This is a genomic window from Streptomyces sp. R21 (genome assembly GCF_041051975.1).
In the GTDB taxonomy this organism is placed as follows: Bacteria; Actinomycetota; Actinomycetes; order Streptomycetales; family Streptomycetaceae; genus Streptomyces.
Genome location: NZ_CP163435.1, coordinates 6,339,646 through 6,357,981, shown reverse-complemented (window position 1 = coordinate 6,357,981; position 18,336 = coordinate 6,339,646). Strand labels below are relative to the sequence as shown.

Annotated in this window: 13 protein-coding genes and 1 tRNA gene; 12 read left to right on the top strand and 2 right to left on the bottom strand. The window is 73.3% G+C overall.

What is annotated here, in order from left to right:
- Positions 1–258: 258 nt before the first annotated feature.
- On the top strand, positions 259–1,707 hold the full coding sequence (locus tag AB5J56_RS28420) for a hypothetical protein (protein WP_369236343.1): 1,449 nt from the start codon (positions 259–261) through the stop codon (positions 1,705–1,707).
- 20 nt (positions 1,708–1,727) lie between these two features.
- On the opposite strand, the gene AB5J56_RS28415 is transcribed toward AB5J56_RS28420, so the two are convergent.
- Complete coding sequence (locus AB5J56_RS28415; protein ID WP_369236341.1) at positions 1,728–2,324, bottom strand: histidine phosphatase family protein; 597 nt, start codon at positions 2,322–2,324, stop codon at positions 1,728–1,730.
- 193 nt (positions 2,325–2,517) lie between these two features.
- Here AB5J56_RS28415 and AB5J56_RS28410 point away from each other — a divergent pair, with 193 nt between their 5' ends.
- From AB5J56_RS28410 to AB5J56_RS28360, 11 genes are all read left to right on the top strand, one after another.
- A complete protein-coding gene (locus AB5J56_RS28410) occupies positions 2,518–3,471 on the top strand; it encodes a phosphatase PAP2 family protein (protein WP_369236339.1) in 954 nt (317 codons plus the stop codon).
- A complete protein-coding gene (locus AB5J56_RS28405; RefSeq protein ID WP_369236337.1) occupies positions 3,422–4,672 on the top strand; it encodes a hypothetical protein in 1,251 nt (416 codons plus the stop codon). The genes AB5J56_RS28410 and AB5J56_RS28405 overlap by 50 nt, the downstream gene beginning before the upstream one ends.
- Complete coding sequence (locus AB5J56_RS28400; RefSeq protein ID WP_369236335.1) at positions 4,663–6,306, top strand: hypothetical protein; 1,644 nt, start codon at positions 4,663–4,665, stop codon at positions 6,304–6,306. Before AB5J56_RS28405 ends, AB5J56_RS28400 begins: the two co-directional genes overlap by 10 nt.
- Positions 6,303–7,649 carry an AAA domain-containing protein gene (locus AB5J56_RS28395; protein ID WP_369236333.1) on the top strand — a complete coding sequence of 449 codons (1,347 nt, stop codon included), beginning with the start codon at positions 6,303–6,305 and terminating at the stop codon, positions 7,647–7,649. The genes AB5J56_RS28400 and AB5J56_RS28395 overlap by 4 nt, the downstream gene beginning before the upstream one ends.
- Before the next feature lie 117 nt (positions 7,650–7,766).
- Positions 7,767–8,150 (top strand): hypothetical protein, encoded by a 384-nt coding sequence (locus tag AB5J56_RS28390; protein WP_369236331.1) that lies wholly within the window; start codon positions 7,767–7,769, stop codon positions 8,148–8,150.
- Positions 8,151–8,333: 183 nt separating this feature from the next.
- A complete protein-coding gene (locus AB5J56_RS28385) occupies positions 8,334–8,987 on the top strand; it encodes a bifunctional DNA primase/polymerase (protein WP_369236329.1) in 654 nt (217 codons plus the stop codon).
- Positions 8,978–9,051: transfer RNA gene (locus AB5J56_RS28380), tRNA-Lys, on the top strand. The genes AB5J56_RS28385 and AB5J56_RS28380 overlap by 10 nt, the downstream gene beginning before the upstream one ends.
- Before the next feature lie 296 nt (positions 9,052–9,347).
- Positions 9,348–10,367, top strand: coding sequence for an AfsA-related hotdog domain-containing protein (locus AB5J56_RS28375; RefSeq protein ID WP_369236327.1), 1,020 nt, complete (start codon positions 9,348–9,350; stop codon positions 10,365–10,367).
- Positions 10,368–10,375: 8 nt separating this feature from the next.
- The gene (locus AB5J56_RS28370; RefSeq protein ID WP_369236325.1) at positions 10,376–13,042 is read left to right on the top strand and encodes a BTAD domain-containing putative transcriptional regulator; all 2,667 of its coding nucleotides are present in this window, start codon (positions 10,376–10,378) and stop codon (positions 13,040–13,042) included.
- A gap of 681 nt (positions 13,043–13,723) precedes the next feature.
- Positions 13,724–14,509 (top strand): thioesterase II family protein, encoded by a 786-nt coding sequence (locus AB5J56_RS28365; RefSeq protein WP_369236323.1) that lies wholly within the window; start codon positions 13,724–13,726, stop codon positions 14,507–14,509.
- Between the two features lie 178 nt (positions 14,510–14,687).
- Complete coding sequence (locus AB5J56_RS28360) at positions 14,688–16,484, top strand: 1-deoxy-D-xylulose-5-phosphate synthase N-terminal domain-containing protein (RefSeq protein WP_369242845.1); 1,797 nt, start codon at positions 14,688–14,690, stop codon at positions 16,482–16,484.
- A gap of 209 nt (positions 16,485–16,693) precedes the next feature.
- Here AB5J56_RS28360 and AB5J56_RS28355 read toward each other — a convergent pair whose 3' ends face one another.
- Positions 16,694–18,262, bottom strand: coding sequence for an MFS transporter (locus AB5J56_RS28355; RefSeq protein ID WP_369236321.1), 1,569 nt, complete (start codon positions 18,260–18,262; stop codon positions 16,694–16,696).
- Between the last annotated feature and the right edge of the window lie 74 nt (positions 18,263–18,336).

The following is an 18,336-nucleotide window of genomic DNA, read 5'->3' as shown; positions in this document are numbered from 1 at the left end:
GAGCGTCAACGGCTACGGCGAAACTCCGCCGCAAAGGATGGCAGTTCATGGCAGATCCCGGATGAGATATCCGGTTTGTAGCCAAACCAAGCGTGGTGGCCTCGTCACAGCCGGTACGTTCTTGCCCCGCCGGAAGCAGGGCAACAGCAGTGCAACAGCAGGACAGCGCAAGGCAGCACAGGGCTTCACAAGACAGCAAACAGAACAACTCGCCTTGAATCCGGCATGGTTCGACGGTTCGCAAGAGAGGGCCCGGCCATGACGTCGTCAACGGTGACCTCGTCCCAGTCCCCCCGGCCACCACGGCCGAATCTCGCCTTCCGGCGGTTGCGCGGACAGCGCTCGCCGGCCGAGTTCGCCGCGCTGGTGCGGCGGGCCGCGCGCGAGATCGGCGAGCGGGTCAGCTGCGACGCGCGCTATGTGGGGCGGGTCGAGGCGGGTGAGATCCGCTGTCCCAACTACGCGTACGAGCGGGTGTTCCTGCACCTGTTCCCCGGCCGCACGCTCGACGATCTGGGGTTCGCGCCCCGCTCGTCGGTGCGCGGCCGAGGGGCGCGCACGACGGACGAGGCGCCCCCTGTGCACACCACGAGCCCGACGTACGCCTCACCTGAGACGGAGGGGGCGTACGAGACGTATGACACGCAGGACCCGTACGACACGCACCAGGACCACGAGGAGAGCGACGTGCAACGTCGCGCATTCATGACCGGAGGCACCGCCACCGTGGCGGCCGCCTCGCTCGGCCCGTTCGCGGTCGCCTTCGGCGGCGTCGCCCAGGCCGCGGGCCGCTCCGTCCACCGGGCGGGCGGGTCCGAGGCGGGCGCCCTCGAAGAGGCCGTACGCAAGATCAGACTGCTCGACGACCGACACGGGGCCGACGGCCTCTACCGGCGGGCCGCGGCGCCCCTGCGGACGGCGTACGAACTGCTCGACGCGGGGACCACCCGGCAGGCGACCACCGACCGGCTCTACGCCGGAGCGGGCGAACTGGCCATCTCGGTGGGGTGGCTGGCGCACGACTCCGGGCGCTTCGACGACGCGCGCTCGCACTACGCGGAGGCGCTCGCGACCGCCCGGATGTCCGGCGACCCGGGCCTGGAGGCGCACGCCTTCTGCAACACGGCCTTCCTCGCGCGTGACGCGGGGCGCCCGCGCGAGGCGGTGCGCGCGGCGCAGGCGGCGCAGCGAGCGGCGCGCGCCGTGGGCTCCCCGCGCCTGATGTCGCTGCTCGCGCTCCGCGAGGCCGGCGGCTGGGCGGGCCTCGCCGACCGCACCGGGACCGAGCAGGCACTCGCCCGCGCGCAGGCCCTCTACGACCGTGGCCCTTCGGAGAGTGATCCCGAGTGGATGACGTTCTACGGAGAGGCCGAACTGGAGGGTCTGGAGGCGCAGTGCTGGTCGACACTGGGCGACTGGCCCCGCGCGGCCCGGCACGCGCATCGCGCCGCGGACCTTCAGGACCCGCACTTCACCCGCAACATCGCCCTCTACACCGCCGAGCTCGCCGACGATCTCGCACGCGGCGGCCGCCCCGACGAGGCCGCCATGGCGGGCATGCACGTCCTGGACCTGCTGGACGAGGTCCAGTCCTCCCGCATCCAGACGATGCTGGCGGGCACGGCACGCGTGCTGCTCCCGCACCGCAGGGCGTCGGGGGTGTCGACGTTCCTGGAGAGGCACGCGTCACTGCCGCGCACGGCGTGAGGGCGGGCCCCGGGACGTACCTAGGCCTGGAGGTGGGCGATGTCGTTCCACGTCTCCACTGCAGGATCGCCATAGGCCCAGCCGAGAACCGACAGAGAAGTGGGATTGAGGCGGATGCGGGCGGCGAAGTCGACGGGGAGGCCCAGCCAGCGGGCGCCGATGGCGCGCAGGATGTGGCCGTGGGCGAAGACGAGCACGTCACGGTCCTCGGCAAGGGCCCAGGCCACGACCTCGTCCGCGCGCGCGGAGACCTGGTCCAGGCTCTCGCCGCGGGGCACGCCGTCGCGCCAGATGAACCAGTCGGGGCGGATGTCCTGGATCTCGGCCGGGGTCATCCCCTCGTAGGAGCCGTAGTCCCACTCCATGAGCGTGTCCCAAGTCGTCGCCCGGTGGCCGAACCCGGCGATTTCGCAGGTCTCACGCGCGCGTGCCAGCGGGCTGGTGCGCACCTCGACCTCGGGAAGACCGTCGAAAGGGGCGCGGTTCAGGCGCTCGCCCAGCAGTTTGGCGCCGCGTCTGCCCTCTTCGAGGAGGGGGACGTCGGTCCTGCCTGTGTGCTTCCCGAGCAGGGACCATTCCGTCTGTCCGTGCCGGGCCAGCAGGATGCGCGGTGCCATGGAGGGGCCTTTCCGGGAGAAATCAGCGGCGGATCCCTCCATCATCGCGCACGCTTGCTCGGGGCAACCCGTCGGGCGATCTGAGCGTCTTTGACGACCGAGGGGTGCCCGACGAGGGCGTACCCATACTCCGTAAAGTGGCAGAAGCGGGCTCCGGGCCGCCTGACAGCAGACAGATGGGGGTGGCGATCGGATGCCGCAGACCGATACAGCGCGTATCGAGGCGCCACCACGCGCCCGGCTCCGCTGGTGGACCGAACTGCCGCTGATCCTGCTGGTCTACGCCTCGTACTCGGCGGGGCGCCTGCTCGCCCGCGGTGACGTGTCGAGCGCCGTCGACCACGGTGTGTCGATCCTGCGCATCGAGAAGGCCCTGCATCTCAACGCCGAGCACCCGCTGAACCGCTTGTTCACGCGCGAGGCCTGGCTCGGGGTGCCCGCCGACTTCTGGTACGCGTCGCTGCACTACCTGGTCACACCCGCGATCCTGATCTGGCTCTTCCGCTCCCGCGCCGTGCGCTACCGGGCGGCCCGCACCTGGCTGATGACCTCCACGTTCATCGGCCTGCTCGGCTTCACGCTGCTGCCGACCTGCCCGCCCCGGCTGCTCTCCGTGGGGCACGGCTTCGTCGACACGATGGCCCAGTACAGCGACTACGGCTGGTGGGGTGGCGAGGCGAGCGCGCCGCGCGGCCTCGGCGGCATGACCAACCAGTACGCGGCGATGCCGAGCCTGCACGTGGGCTGGGCGCTGTGGTGCGGAGTGATGCTGTGGCGTCACGGCCGCACACCCCTCGCCAAGGTCGCGGGCATCGTGTATCCGCTGCTCACCACGATCGTCGTGATGGGCACGGCGAACCACTACTTCCTCGACGCCGTCGCGGGCGCCGCGGTGATGGGCGTCGGCCTGCTGCTGACGCCGTACGTGATGCGGGGCGCGGACCTGGTGCGGAGGCGGCTGGGCGGCTGGTTCGCCCCGGACTCGGGCGCCTCTCACGGCGCAGGTTCCTCAATTGTCAGTGGTGGATGCCAGACTTCCACGGGTGAGCGAATTCCCCGACAGCGCGAGTCCCGAAGCGGTTCGGGAGCCGAGCCCGGTGCCTCTCCCGCGGACGCGGGGGACGGCGCTCCGGCACCGGCTCGCTGAGCTGCGCGGCCCGTCCGTCCCGCCCAAGGCGCTGGACGCGCGGGCCCTCGCCGCGCTCGCCGCGAACCCCGGCTGTGACCGCCGCGCCCTCCTCGACGGCGCGGGCGTGGACAAGACGGTGCTCGCGGACGCCCTCGGTTCGCCCTCCGCGTTCGGCCAGTCCCAGTTCGCCTTCATGCGGGGCAACGCGTTCGAGGCCCGGGTGAAGGCCGACGGGGGCGCGGAGCTGCTGCGGCTCGTGCACGAGCGGCTGGACCCCGGCGCCCAGCCACCCGCCTCCGGCACCGTCCCCGACCTCACCGCGGTGGGCCCCGAGGGACGCGCGGCCCGTACGGCGCTCGCCCTGCGCGAGGCCACCGCGGCCGGCGGCTGGACCCTGCTCGACCACCCCATGCTCGCCCTGGACGTCGCGGGCTCCCCCGCCTTCCTGGAGCCGGACGCGGTGGTCGTCCACCCGGACGGCAGCTGGACGGTCGTGGAGATCAAGTCCTTCCCGATGCTGGACGGCTCGGCGGACCCGGCGAAGGTGGGCGCGGCCGCCCGCCAGTCCGCGGTGTATGTACTGGCACTGGAGGAGGTCGCCGCCCGCCTCGGCGCGAAGCCGGAACCGACTTCGGAACCGGCACCGGCACCGGCGCCGGACCCGGCTGAGGCTTCTCAGGAGCGGAGCTCCGACGACGGGGCCCCCACGCCCGTGGTGCGCCACCGGATTCTCCTCGTCTGCCCCAAGGACTTCTCCAACCTGCCGACCGCGTCCGCCGTCGACATCCGCAAGCAGCGCTCGGTGACCCGCCGCCAGCTCGCCCGCCTCACCCGTGTCGAGGACATCGCCGACACCCTCCCGCCCGGCACCTGCTTCGCCCCCGACCTCGCGGCCGACGAGCTGACGGCCGCGGTCGAGTCGGTCCCGGCGACGTACGCCCCCGAGTGCCTCGCCGCCTGCGAGCTGGCCTTCCACTGCCGCGAGCGTTCCCGTGCGGACGGCGCGGTGACCTCCCTGGGCCGCTCGCTCCGCGCCGAGCTGGGCGGCCTGACCACGATCGGGGACGTCCTGGCGGCAGCCCACGGCGAGGCCGGCGACCCGTCCGACCCGGCGGTCGCCGCGCTCCGCAGAGCGGCTGAGCTGCGGGCGGAGGCGCTGCTGACCCGCGAGGCCCAGGGCGCGCTGCCGACGGGCCAGGAGGTCGCCCCATGTCGCTGATCGACACGCTCGCCCGGCTGGAGGCCGTCGAGAGCGGGCGGGCCCTGCCCGTCGCCACCGTCCGGCACCGCCATCTGTCCGAGCACCCGCTCGTCTTCGTACCGCTGACCACCGCCGGAGAGGCCGGGGCCCCGCTCGGCGCGCTCGTCGGGACGGAGCGCGACGCGCCACGGCTGCTGGTCGTGCCGCAGCCCAGGGACCGCGACCTGCGCTTCGCGTTCCTGGCCGAACTCGCGGACGTGGTCCTGCCCCACGTCGACGGATACGCGGACTCCGTGGAGACCGCCGAGCGCAACGAGACCGACCCGGAGACCGGCAAGCGCGTCAAGGTCGAGGTCGAACTGTGCGCGGACGCACCGCAGTTGATCGTCCCGAGCCGGGCGGGCATCGAGTTCGTACGGCTCCTCGGGCGCTCCATGCGCTTCAGGCGCACCGCCGAGCAGGAGCCCGAGGCACCCCACCCGGCGCCGCCCCGGGTGCCACTGCTCGGGCGCTGGTTCACGCACTTCGGGGAGCGGGCGCGGGTGCCCGGCTCCGCGCTGCTGCTCGCCCTCACCGACGTCCTGTCCCGGCACTGGGCGACCGGCCAGTCCAGCCTGGAGGACCAGCACCTCGGGGCGCTGCTCGCCTGGATCGACCCGCCGGAGGGCGAGTCGGGCGCGCGGGCGGCGCTCGGGGCGGAGCTGGGCCGGGACTCCCGGGGGCAGCTGGTCTGCCCGCCCGCCGGACCCGCCACCGACCCGGCCTTCGACAACAGGCTCCTCGCCCCCGCCATCGACCGCTACGACCGCGCGCGGACGGCGCTCGCGGCCGCCGAGGACGGCATCGAGGCGGACGACCGGCTCGGTGAACTCACCGCCGCCGAGCGGGACATCCGAGCCCTCGTCGAGAGCGCCACCCGGCCCACCTGGGACGCCGTATGGCGCGGCCTCGATCTGCTGCGGGCCCTGCCCGAGGGTGGGCACGCCACCGACCGGTGGACCCGGGACCGCTGGTCGTTCACCGGCCACCGCGACCGGATCATCGCCGGGGAGCCCCCGCAACCGCGCCGCGACGACGCGGTCACCGCGGCGAACAAGCTCGCCACGCGCGAGCGCGAGCAGGCCCGCCTGGAGGCGCAGGAAGCCCTCGACGACCCGCTGGTGATGGCCGGCCGGCGGCTCGCCGGGGAAGCCTTCGCGGGCGAGGTCACGGACGTCGTCATGACGTACAGCGAGGGCAAGCGGCCCAGCCCGCGCCCGCTGGTCACCGTACGCACGGACGACCGGCCGCACCTCGGGGAGCGCGCGAAGGTGTACCGCTCGCTGGGCGGCAAGCCGCAGGCGGCCGAGTTCGTCGGATACGAGCAGTGCGGCGAGGGCCCCGAGGTCGGCGAGGACGGAGGCGCGGGGGACGACGGGGCGGGCGCCGTCGTGCTGCGCATCGTCGACAAGATGGGGCGCGGCAAGGAGCCCGAGGCCGGGTCCGTGCCCGAGAAGGGCGACCTGCTCTGCTTCACGCTGTTCGAGCACGAGCAGCGGGGCGGCGCGAAGCTGCCCGACCCGGAGGAGACACCGTGGACGCACGGCGGTCCGCCGGGCGACCCCGAGGCCGTACCGCGTCCGGACGCGGTGACCGAGGAGGACGTGCTGTGACCGCCCTGAGGACCGGCGTCTTCGACCCGGGTGCGGAGGCCGCCCGGGCCACCGACGCGATCCTGCGCGACACCCTGCACGGCACGGACCGCGGGGTCGTCGTCGACTCGCCGCCCGGCGCCGGGAAGTCGACGCTGGTCGTGCGCGCCGCGCTCGAACTCGCCTCCGCAGGAAGGCCGTTGATGGTCATCGCGCAGACCAATGCGCAGGTCGACGACCTGGTGCTGCGGCTTGCCGAGAAGGATGCCGAGCTGCCGGTGGGCCGCCTGCACAGCAGCGATCCCGACCCGTACGACAAGGCGCTCGACGGCCTGCCGAACGTGCGCAAGTCGGCGAAGGCGGGCGACCTGGCGGGCCTGGACGTGGTGATCTCGACGGCCGCCAAGTGGGCGCACGTCAAGGGGGTCGAGCCGTGGCGGCACGCGATCGTCGACGAGGCGTACCAGATGCGTTCCGACGCGCTGCTCGCCGTGGCGGGACTCTTCGAGCGGGCGCTGTTCGTGGGCGACCCGGGGCAGTTGGACCCGTTCGCGATCGTGGGCGCGGAGCAGTGGGCGGGCCTGTCGTACGACCCGTCGGCCTCCGCCGTGACCACGCTGCTGGCCCACAACCCCGAACTCCCGCAGCACCGGCTGCCGGTGTCCTGGCGGCTGCCCGCCTCCGCCGCGCCCCTGGTCTCCGACGCGTTCTACCCGTACACGCCCTTCCGCAGCGGCACGGACCACGGCGACCGGCGTCTCGACTTCGCCGTCCCGTCGGACGGTTCGGGACCCGACCGGGTCATCGACGAGGCGGCGCACTCGGGTTGGGGCCTGCTGGAGCTCCCGGCCCGGCACACACCTCGTACGGACCCCGAGGCGGTGCGGGCCCTCGCCCAGGTCGTACGGCGGCTGTTGGACCGCGGCGGCGCGGCGACGTCGGAGCGGTCGGCCGATCCGGCGCCGCTGACGGCCGACCGGATCGCCGTCGGCACGGCGCACCGGGACCAGGCGGCCGCCGTCCGCTCGGCCCTGACCGAGCTCGGCGTGTCCGACGTCACCGTCGACACCGCCAACCGTCTCCAGGGCCGGGAGTTCGACGTGACGGTGATCCTGCATCCGCTGTCGGGCCGCCCCGACGCGACGGCGTTCCATCTGGAGACGGGCCGCCTGTGCGTCCTCGCCTCCCGCCACCGGCACGCCTGCATCGTGGTCTGCCGGGAGGGCGTGACCGACCTCCTGGACGACCATCCGTCCACGGAGCCCGTGCAGCTGGGCGTCACGGTGAAGTTCCCGGACGGGTGGGAGGCGAACCATGCGGTGCTGTCGCATCTGGCGGAGCACCGGGTGGCCTGGCGGCCCTGACCGCCGCACCGGGGCCGGGCCGCCGCACGGCTGCTTCGGGGCCCACTTGCGCGGGCGGGGGACAATGGACGGTGGCCCACGCGGAAAGGGCCGCACGACGTACGAGGAGGAGAAGACATGGCGGAGCCCACGCCGCGTCGGAACGAACCGCGGCTACGCCCCGCGCCCCTGCTCTTCGAGCCCGCGGAGGCGGCCTCCGACCCGGAGCACTTCTTCGACCTGGAGTCGATAGACGACCCCCGTGCCCTGCTGGCCCGGGCCACGGAGCTGACGCAGGCGTTCCGTGCCGCGGCCGACCGGGCCCTCGAGTTCCAGGCGATCGCCGCCGCGCAGCTCGCCGATCCGCGGCGGTTCGACCGGCTGACGCCGGGCGACATCGCCGAGCGGGCCGAGTGGACCGAGGACTATGCCAAGAAGATGATCGAGTTCGGGCGGGACCTGCTGCGGGGCGTCGAGGGGAACGGGCGCGGGCACGGTCACGGGGTGGGCGATCACGTCTGAGGGTGGCCCCCAGCAGGTGGGTGGGGCCAGGGATGGCGTGCTTGTCCTCAACGCCGGACGGGCTGGAATCCCGTCCTCCTTGGCATATGCCAAGCGGGCAAGATACTCCCCCCGACCCCCGCCTGTCCCGGTTTTCGGCAACCCTCAGGAACGAACTGCTCACCGCCAGTAAATGTTGTTGCCATGAGCAGTACACGGAACCCCTTGCCCGATCTGTTCGACGTCTGCGGTGTCACCTCCGATGGCGCCGCCTGGCTCGCCTCCGCAGGAACGTATCCGCGTAGCACGCTCGCCCTCTGGGAGGAGCGGCCCGACGCCCCGGTCGTCCTGCCCTGCGGTACCGCCTTCGATGTCGTCAGCGCCCCGGCGATCTTCGGCCGGCGGATGCTCGACCGGCTGTGGAGCGAGGGGCCGGGCTCGGGCCCGGTCGCCGCGTACCGAGGGCGGATGCTGCTGTTCGCCGCTCCCGGCACCGCCCAGCGACTCCCCTCGCTCCTGGGGTGGGAGGAGTGGGGCTCCCGCGGCTGCGCGGCTCCGCCGCTGCTGTGCCACGGCACGGGCGACGCGGTGACCGTTCCGGCGCCGGACGCGCACAGCGGCCGTAGCACCGGGCCCAGGACCGGGACCGGGAGCGGATCCAGGCCCGCTGCGGCCCGCCTCGACTCCCGCTGGCTCGTCGCCCCCGACACCCGGCATCCCTGGCTCCCCGGACCTGAAATCCTGGTCTGGGCGGCCGTCCGGGCGGCCCGCGAGGCCGCCTCCGCCGGCGTGCGGATATCGATTTTTCCTCCCGCCGATCAGGATGCTAAGGTCTACGACGTCAGCAGGCGCCGCTAGCTCAGTTGGTTAGAGCAGCTGACTCTTAATCAGCGGGTCCGGGGTTCGAGTCCCTGGCGGCGCACGTTGCCGATGGCGGGTTGGTTCGCGGAAACGCGGACCGACCCGCCATTGTCGTTTCCGTGACAAAACATTGCATAGGACGCCTCGTGGAACGCCGCAGCTGAACAGGCCCCTCGTACGTACGGGGGGCCTTTGCGTGCCCTGGGCGTGCCCGGCGCGCGCACTCGGGCGTGCCCCGGGCGCGCAGCCGTATGAATCGGTCATACCGAACCCATGACAGCGAGGATTCCCGAGCGGGTGGACGGTGCCGGAGACTCGATGCACCAGGGACCCGGAACACGCTGCAGAGGATTTCGCATGGACACCGTTCTCGCGCTCTCACCGTTCTTCCTCGGCCCGCAGCACTTGGTGCACAAGCCGGACAGCCCCGAGGCGTTTCTGCTCGACGCGGGCACACCTGTGCGGCAGAACTTCACGTTCGCCGCCGAACTGCCGGAGGCGCACCCGCTGTTCAGTGACACGACGACGCCGTTCCACGATCTGCTGTTCCCTGTCGAAGCGCTTCGCCAGGCCGCGATGTTCGCGGCGCGGCAGTACTTCCGGGTGCCCACGAAGCGGATCACGGCCGTCTCCGCCAGCAGCACGGAGATCACCGACGTCGACCCGTGGCGGCGCACCGGGGAAAGCTCGCGGATCGCGCTCGACCTCGCCCTCACGCCCGTCGACGTCGTCACCGGAGTGCCTCGCGGGCTGGAGTGCGAGGCCGTCGTGTCGATCGGCGGCCGGCGCTGCGGCAGGGCCGACGGCCGGCTCGTCTTCCTGTCCCCCGGCGTGCACCGCGGTCACCGCGATGCGGGGCGGCGGCAGAGCGAGGAGAGCATCGCCGCCGGATGGGGACACCTCGACTCGGCCGGCGTTCCCGCGCCGGAGCAGGTCGGGCACCGCGACCCGCGCAACGTCGTCATCGGACTGCCCGTCGAGGACGAGGACGACGGCGAGCAGCTGCTGTTCCCCGTCGACGGCGCGGCCGCGGCCGCGGTGCTGTCCGACGGATCCGGCGAGGTGCCCCCGGCGCTGTTCCTGGAGGCCTCGCGGCAGGCGGCGCTCATCGCCGCCGCCGAGCTGAACGGCTTCGTGCCGTCGCACGCGCTGCTCACCCACTGGCAGGCCACGTTCCGCGGCCTCGCCGAGCCGGGACTTCCGCTGTACTGCACCGTGCGCGGACAGCAGCCCGGCGGCGGGGCTCTCGCCGGCGGCGCGCCACGCGTAACAGTGCGGGACGGGGCCGGGCGGCCGACGGCACGCCTGCGGCTCACGTTCCTCCAGGGCGACCGCGAAGTGGCCCAAGTGTCGGTGACCGTCCTACAGGACTGCTAAGGATTGCCATGCATTTTCGAGTCCTCGGGCCGATCCGCATGGCGCCCGCCGCGCCCTCAGCCGCCAAACCCCGGGCGGTGCTCGCCACCCTGCTGATACAGAGCAACAACGTGGTGTCGACGCACACGCTCATCGACGAGCTGTGGAACACCGAGCCGCCCCGCACGGCCGCGACGACCCTCCAGGTCTATGTGTCGCTGCTGCGCAAGGCGCTGCTCGACGGCGCCGAGGACGGGCGGCAGCCTCTGCTGACCAGGCCGCCCGGCTATCTCCTCCAGGTCGCCCCCGACGACCTCGACCTGCTGGTGTTCGAGTCGCTGCGCACCGAGGGACGGGCGGCCTACCAGCGGCAGGAGTACGCCGAGGCCTCCCAGAAGCTGGGCCGGGCCCTCGACCTGTGGACCGGTCCGGCACTCTCGGGCATCCCGCACGGGCCGACGCTGGAGACCTCCGCGATCCGGCTGGACGAACTGCGCGCCGAGGTCCTGGAGCAGCGCATCGCCGCCGATCTGCGCCTGGGACGCCACCAGGAGCTCGTCGGCGAACTCATGGCGCTGGCCCACGACCACCCGCTGCGGGAGACCGTGCACTGCCATCTGATGGTGGCGCTCTACCGTTCGGGACGGCAGTCGGACGCCCTTCAGGTCTACCACCGTGCGCGCCGCGCGCTCGTCTCCGAGCTGGGAGTCGAGCCCGGGCCCGTGATGAGCAAGCTCCTGGAACGCATACTCGCCTCCGACCCGGGGCTCGCGTGGCGGGGCGGCAGCGACACGTCGTCCGCCGACCCGGCCGGACGGGCCGCGCGCGAGGAGCCCGTGGTGCGGCTGCCCGCACCGATGGCCGACTTCACCGGCCGCACGGCCCAACTCGCCTTGGGGGAACGCTTCCTGAGCGGCGAAGGCCCGCTGCCCGGCCGGCTGCTCGCCGTGTCGGGGCGGGCCGGGGTCGGCAAGACCGCGCTGGCCGGACGACTGGCACACGACGCGGCGGACCGCTTCCCCGACGGACGGGTGCTGCTGCTGCTGCGTGACGCGGGCGGCCGGCCCCTGACACCCGAGTCCGCCGTGACGACGCTGCTGCGGCGGCTGCGCGGAGAGCGCGACCCTGCCGAGGGCGGCCGGGCGACTGCCGCGGAGTCCGAGCCGGGCGCGCTGCTGTATGAGCGGACCAAGGGCCGCAAGATGCTGTTCGTCCTGGACGACGCGGTGTCGGAGGCGCAGGTGCGGCCGCTCCTCGCGGCACTGGCCGACAGCACCCTCGTGGTGACGAGCCGTCATGCGCTCGGCGCGCTGGAGGGTGCGCAGCATCTCGTGCTCGACGTGTTCAGCGCGCAGGAGGCGGAGGAGCTGCTGCTGCGCTGCGGCGGGCCCGCGATGGGCGAGGACCCGGCCGCCGTCGCCGAGACGGCCCGGCTGTGCGGCAATCTGCCATTGGCGCTGCGGGTCGCCGCGGCGGGGCTCGCGGCGCGGTCGCACTGGAAGGCCGCGGACCTGGCCCGGCGGCTCGCGGACGAGCGGACCCGGCTCGGCACGCTGGCGCTCGGCGACATCGACGTACGCAGCAGCCTGCTGACGGCCTATCGGGACGTGGGGATCCAGGAGCGGCAGGCCTTCCGGCTGCTCGGGCTCGCCCCGCTGCCCGACTTCGCGCTGTGGAGCGCGGCCGCGCTGCTCGCCTCCGAACTGCCGGACGCCGAGCGGCATGCCGAGGAACTGGTCCGTGCGCAGCTGCTGGAGGCCCGGCATCTCTCCGGACGTCTGACGACAGTGCGTTACGGGTTCCATCCGCTGCTGCGGGCGCTGTCCCTCGAACTCCTCGGCCAGGGTTCCTCGGCCGCGGTCGACCGGCTGTGCCGTGCGTTCCTGGCGCTCGCCCGCCACGCGGACGCACAGCTCGCACCGGGCCGCGACCGGCTCGGGCACCCGGTGCCGCCGCCGACGGGGATCCGCCCGGAGGAGCTGGTGGGCACGGCGCCGCTGCAGTGGTTCCAGGAGGAGTCGGCGGGCCTGCTGGAGGCGGTGCGCCAGGCACACGCGAGCGGCCTGTGGGAACTCTGCTTCGCCCTGGCGTCGGCGGCCGCGGGGTACTACGAGGCGGGCGCGCTCTGGGACGACTGGGAGAGCAGTCACGAACTCGCCCTGGACGCGGCCCGGCAGGCCGAGGACCCGCATGCGGAGGCCGTGGTGCTGCGCTCGCTCGGCGATCTGGCCTGGCAGCGGCACCAGCCCACCGCGGCGGTCGACCGCTACCGGCTGGCCTGGCATCTGTTCACCCGGTGCGCGGACCGCGCGTCGGCCGCCCGCTGTCTGTCCGGCGAAGCGGACGTCATGCTCGGGCGCGGCCGGGTCGCGCGGGCCGAACGGGGTTACGTGCGGGCGCTGTCCACCGGCCGTGCCACCGGCGACGCCATCGGCGCGGCGAACGCGCTGCGCGGGCTGGCCCTGGTGGCGCTGCGGGAGGGGCGGACGGTGGAGGCCCTGCAACGCCTCGCCGAGTGCGAGGAGGAGGCGTCCCGCGCGGGCGACCGGCGCTGGCAGGAGTACGCGGCGCGCACGGCGAAGGCCGTCACCGCGGCGACGGCTGCGGACGGGGACGGGGCGGTGGACCTGTCGGGTGTGCCGCTGGAGGTCCGGCCGGGCGTGTGGCTGATTCCGGCGCTTCCGCAGCGGGCTTAGCCCTGCCGGGACGGCCGGCAGGGCGGCCGTGCGCCGTCATGAGCGCCCTCTTGAGCACCGTCTCGGGCGCGGTCATGGGGGCCGTCTTGGGGTACGCCCGCTCGCCACGAGCCCGGGGGAAGTGCGTGCCGGGCGCCCGAGCGCACGCCGGTCACGCAGGAGGGTGACGACGGGCCGGCAGCGGGTCCTGGTCGTCCCGGCCCCGATCATGCCTGGTCCCGATCGTGCCTGGTCACCCCTGGCCACTCGTGGCCGCTCCTGGACATCCCTGGTCGTCCCCGGTCATCGCGAAACCCGCCGTCACCCCCGGGGGACGTGGGGTGACGGCGGGCTCGCTTTCCAGGGGGCGCCGGTAGCCCCGGCGCATGACCAGACCATCGCCCGGCCCCCTAAAGGCTTCCTTGAGTCGTGGTATCGGGCCGGAGGAGGCGCCTCCACTCCCCCATCGGGCGGCGAGGGTAAGGATTTGGCCGCCCTTTAGGCCTCAACTTCATGCTGTTCGTGTGTCGGCCGGGATCCGTCTCGCAGTGGAGACGACGCCCTCCCGGTCGGGTGACCGTCCCGCTCGTGCATGTCCATGCTGCACAGGCCGGGCCGCGCCCGTCCGTTCGGCCGCCGGGGAAGCGCCGCGCCGCGGATCCCGCCGACACACCCACGCTGGACAACCCGAGGCGGAGCAAGATGACGCGATACCTGTCCCGGAGCAGCATCGACGATAGTGCGAGCGAGGGTGTACGGCTGCTCTGCTTCCCGTACGCGGGCGGTGGCGCATCGGCGTACGGACGCTGGCAGCGACACCTCGATGCCCACGGCGCGGGGGTGCGGGTCCTTCCCGTCCAGCTTCCCGGACGCGAGGGCCGTATCGACGAACCGCGGTTCACCGATCTGAACTCCCTGATCAATGACATGGACGCTCAGCTCGACGAGGAGCTGGAGCGCCCCCACATCTTCTACGGACACAGCATGGGTGCCCTGATCGCGTACTCACTGGCCTGGCGGCGCCAACAGCGTGGTGCGCGGCTGCCTCTCGCGGTCGTACTCAGCGCCTACCGGGCCCCGCATCTGCCCGCCCCGCAGATCGCGCACCCGGAGGCGAGCGACGAGGAGCTGATCGAGAGCCTGGCCGCTCTCGGCGGTATCCCCCAAGTACTGCTGAACCACCCGGACTTCCTCTCGGCGCTGCTGCCGGTGGCCCGCGACGACCTGCTGCTGTGCACGGGCAACGCCGCTTCGGTCACCTCCCAGCCGCTCCGGGTGCCGCTGCACCTGTTCGCAGGCCGGCGGGACCGTCTGGTGTCGGTGCCCGAGGTGGTCTCGTGGCGGCGACACGCCGGGCGGGGCTGCGAGGTGCGGACGATGCCGGGCGGGCACTTCTTCGTCCGGGCCCACGAGGACACCTTCCTGCGCGAACTCGCCTCACTGACGCGGCGGTACGTGGTACAGGCACCGGTGCCGGTCGCCGCCTGACGACTCATCGGGAACGACCGCGGACACGGACGGCCGGGCCATGAGGAATTCATGGCCCGGCCGTCCGCATACTCACCGCCGCGCCGTGCTCGGATACCTGTTTGGGCACGCCGCACGCGTGCCACCGTGAGGGACGGACCGGGCCCCCGGCCCGAGCAGGAGGTACGCCTTGAAGCCAATGCCCCGACCGAGGACACCACTGCTCGACGGTGTGTACGGGCCCCACGACATGCGCGCCCTGGAACCGGGCCAGCTGCCCGGACTCGCGGCGGAGATCCGGGAGTTCATGGCCGCCGGCCCCGGGGATCCGGACGCACGGTCCGACGCCGCCGTCGAGCTGGGCATCGCCCTGCACCGTGTCTTCAACTGGCCCCGCGACCCCTTCGTGTGGGGCGACAGCAGCCTGACACGCCCACACGAGCTGCTCACGGGGCGAAGAGAACTCACCGGCCCCGACAGCGACCGCCCTCAGGACCCGCCCTGCGCGCGGGTCCTTTCGTATGCCGCCGGGCTCGCCACGGCGTACCGGCTGAGCGGGTGCACCGACCGCCATGTCGTCGCCGTCGTGAACGGCCGGGCGCTCGCCGCCGGCGGCGCGTGGGAGGCCCTCGGCTCGCTGGCCCGCACTCCGGAGCTGCGGATCGTGGTCGTCGTACTGGACGACGAGGGCTCCCCGGGCCGGGCCGCACCCGGCGGGGCCGCCCGGCGGCTCGGCTCCCACGGCTACGGGCGCCTGGTCGGCCTGGGCAAGGACGTGCTGCGGCACACCCCCGTCGTCGGCGGACCGCTCGCCGGCGCGCTGCACAGCGCGGGTCAGGGCATGCGGGAACTCCTCACGCCACAGGGGCTGTTGGCGGACCTTGAGCTGAACCTGGCGGAGTCCGGGCCGGTCGACGGCCGTGACGTGGCGGCCGTCGAGGCGGCGCTGCGCGCGGCCAAGGGCGCGGCCCGCCCGGTGATCGTGCGCTGTGTGACGCAGGGGCGCGAGCGGGCCGCCGAGGACGAGCGGTCGTACGTGCCGGGCCGCGCCGTGCAGGCCGACGGTCCCGGGCCGCAGTCGTGGACGTCGGTCTTCGCCGAGGAGATGGTCAAGGCCGGCGCGGAACGGCCGTACGTGATCGGGGTGCGGGCCTGCGACCGGCTCCCCGCGCCCCTGGGCCTGTTCGGCGAGGTGTACCCCGACCGGGTCTTCGACTTCGGGAACGCCGAGGCGCACGCCGCCTCCTGCGCCTCCGGCATGGCGGCCGGCGGGCTGCACCCGGTGGTGGCCGCGCACGACGGCTTCCTGGGGCACGCCCTGGAACAGGTCGCGCGGGACGCGGCGCGGCGGGAGTACGGAGTGACCTTCGCGCTCGCGGGGTCGGGGGCGCCGGACGAGATCGGCGGCGCGGATCCGGCGGCGCTGTCGCGGATGGTGCCCGGACTGCGCTGCGCGGCCCCGCGCGACGGCGCCCGGCTCCGTGCCCAGCTGCACGCTGCGCTCGGCGTCGAGGACGCGCCCACGGTGCTGCGCTTCCCCGAGGGACTCGTCGGCCCCGACATCGAGGCCGTGGCGCACGACCGGGGCATCGACGTGCTGTACGGCGGCCCGGCCGCGCGCGGCGACGTACGCGAGGTACGCGACGTGCTCATCGTGTCCGTCGGTGCGATGGCCCCGGTGTGCCTGGAGGCGGCCCTGCTGCTGTCCACGCAGGGTGTCTCGGTGACCGTCGTGGACCCCGGCTGGATCGTTCCGCTGCCCGCGCGCCTCGCCGAACTCGCCGCGGAGCACGTGCTGTCGGCGACGGTCGAGGACGACGACCGGCTCTGTGGTGTGGCGGCTCTGCTCACCCGGGCGCTGGAGGGGTCGATGGTCGGGACGCCGCCGATGCGGTTCGCCCGGCCCGTCGGGACGGCGGACGGCGCACCGCTCACCGGCGGCATCATCGCCGACACGATCGCCCACCGCCTCGGCGAACAGCGCGCCTGCGTGTGAGCCGTACGCGCCGACAAGCCGTCTGAACTCCGCGGACTCCGAACTCCGCACACCAAGCCGCCTCAGCCGCACTGCCGGCCGGGGCGGCTTCACTTCTGTGCCGACCAGGCCGTGTGAGCCACGAAGAACAAGCTGCGAGCAGCGCGTTGGCCCGCCACCCGGGGGTTTCGGGTGGCGGGCCGGTGCGGTGCGGTGCGGTGGTGCTGCGGTCAGGCGATGCGCTCCGACCGGGCCGCCGTGGCCGGCTCGGCGGCGACGGCGTGCTCGGCCGACCTGGCGACCGGGGTCTCGGCGGCGCCGTCCTCGGCGCCGGCCGGGGCGGTCGTTCCGCGGCGGAAGCCGAAGATGCCGGTGAGCATGGACAGGGCCAGGAAGACGAGCAGGACGGTGAACGCGGCCTGGAGACCGTGCACCAGGGCGACGTGCGGGGTCGCGCCGTGCGCGGCCTGCGACGCCATGCGGTTGTTGAGCACCGTGACGGCGATGGCGATACCGAACGCGGCACCGATCTGCGTCGAGGCGTTGAGCAGCGCGGAGGTCGTGCCCGCGTCCTCGTCGGTCGCCTCGGACGTACCCACCACGGGGGTCGGGATGAGGCAGAACACGAGACCCACACCGAACAGGGCGGTGACCGGAAGCAGGAAGCTCCAGTAGCCGCTGTGCACGGGCATCCGCGTCAGCATGACGACGCAGCCGGCCAGCGCGACCGTACCGGCGAGATACATGTTCCGCGGGCCGGTCTTGCCGATCAGCTCCGAGGCGAGCGGGGCCAGTGTCATCAGCGCGATGCTCACCGGCAGGTACGCCAGACCGGTCTGCAGCGGGCTGTAGTCGAGCACGCCCTGCATCCACAGCGGAAGCAGGAAGAAGATCGGCATCATCAGGGCGGCCGTGAGGAACTCGCCGAGGCTGCCCGCGACCACCGAGCGGGAGCGGAACAGACGCAGCGGGACGAGCGGAGCGGCGCTGCGGCCCTCCACCACGACGAACGCGATGAGCAGGGCGACGGCGACACCGAGGGAGCCGAGCGTGCGCCAGTCCGACCAGCCGTTGTCGTTGCTGGTCACGATGCCGTAGACGAGAAGCAGCAGACCGCCGGTGGCCGTGACCGCTCCGGCGAGGTCCTTGGGCGGGCGCTCGCCGGACGGCTTGGGGAGCTTGATGAGCGCGACCGCGGCGGCGCCGACGATCAGGCCGACGGGCACGTTGATCCAGAACGCCCAGCGCCAGTCGGCGTTGACGATGGCGCCGCCCATGATGGTGCCGACGCTGGCGCCGATCCCGATGACCGCGCCCCACACGCCGAACGCCTTGGCCCGCTCCTTGGCGTCGGGGAACACCGTCACCAGGATGGAGAGGGAGGCGGGCGAGAGAGCCGCGGCGCCGATGCCCTGCAGTGCGCGCGCGGTGAGCAGCGCACTCTCGGAATCGGCGAGGCCGGCGCCCAGCGAGGCCAGCGTGAACAGGGTCAGGCCGGCCAGGAACACCACGCGGCGACCGATGACGTCGGCGAGCCGGCCGCCGAGCAGCAGGAGTCCTCCGAAGAGGAGGACGTAGATGTTCATGACCCACTGGAGGCCCGTCGTCGACAGGCCGATGGCGTCCTTCAGCCGGGGGCCCATCACGTTGACCACGGACGAGTCGATGGCGATGACGAACTGGGCAAGTGAGATGACGCCGAGCACCCACCAGCGCCGGGGGTCCGGCTGGGCGGCGGCGGCATCTGCGGACGCCCCCGCGGCGGCGACGCCCCGCTCGGGAGCCGAGTCGGTCTTCATGAGGTCTCCTCGCGTGATGGTTGCGATGCACGCAGCAGCATGCGCGCGAGGGCTTGTGCGCGGCCAAAGCGGAG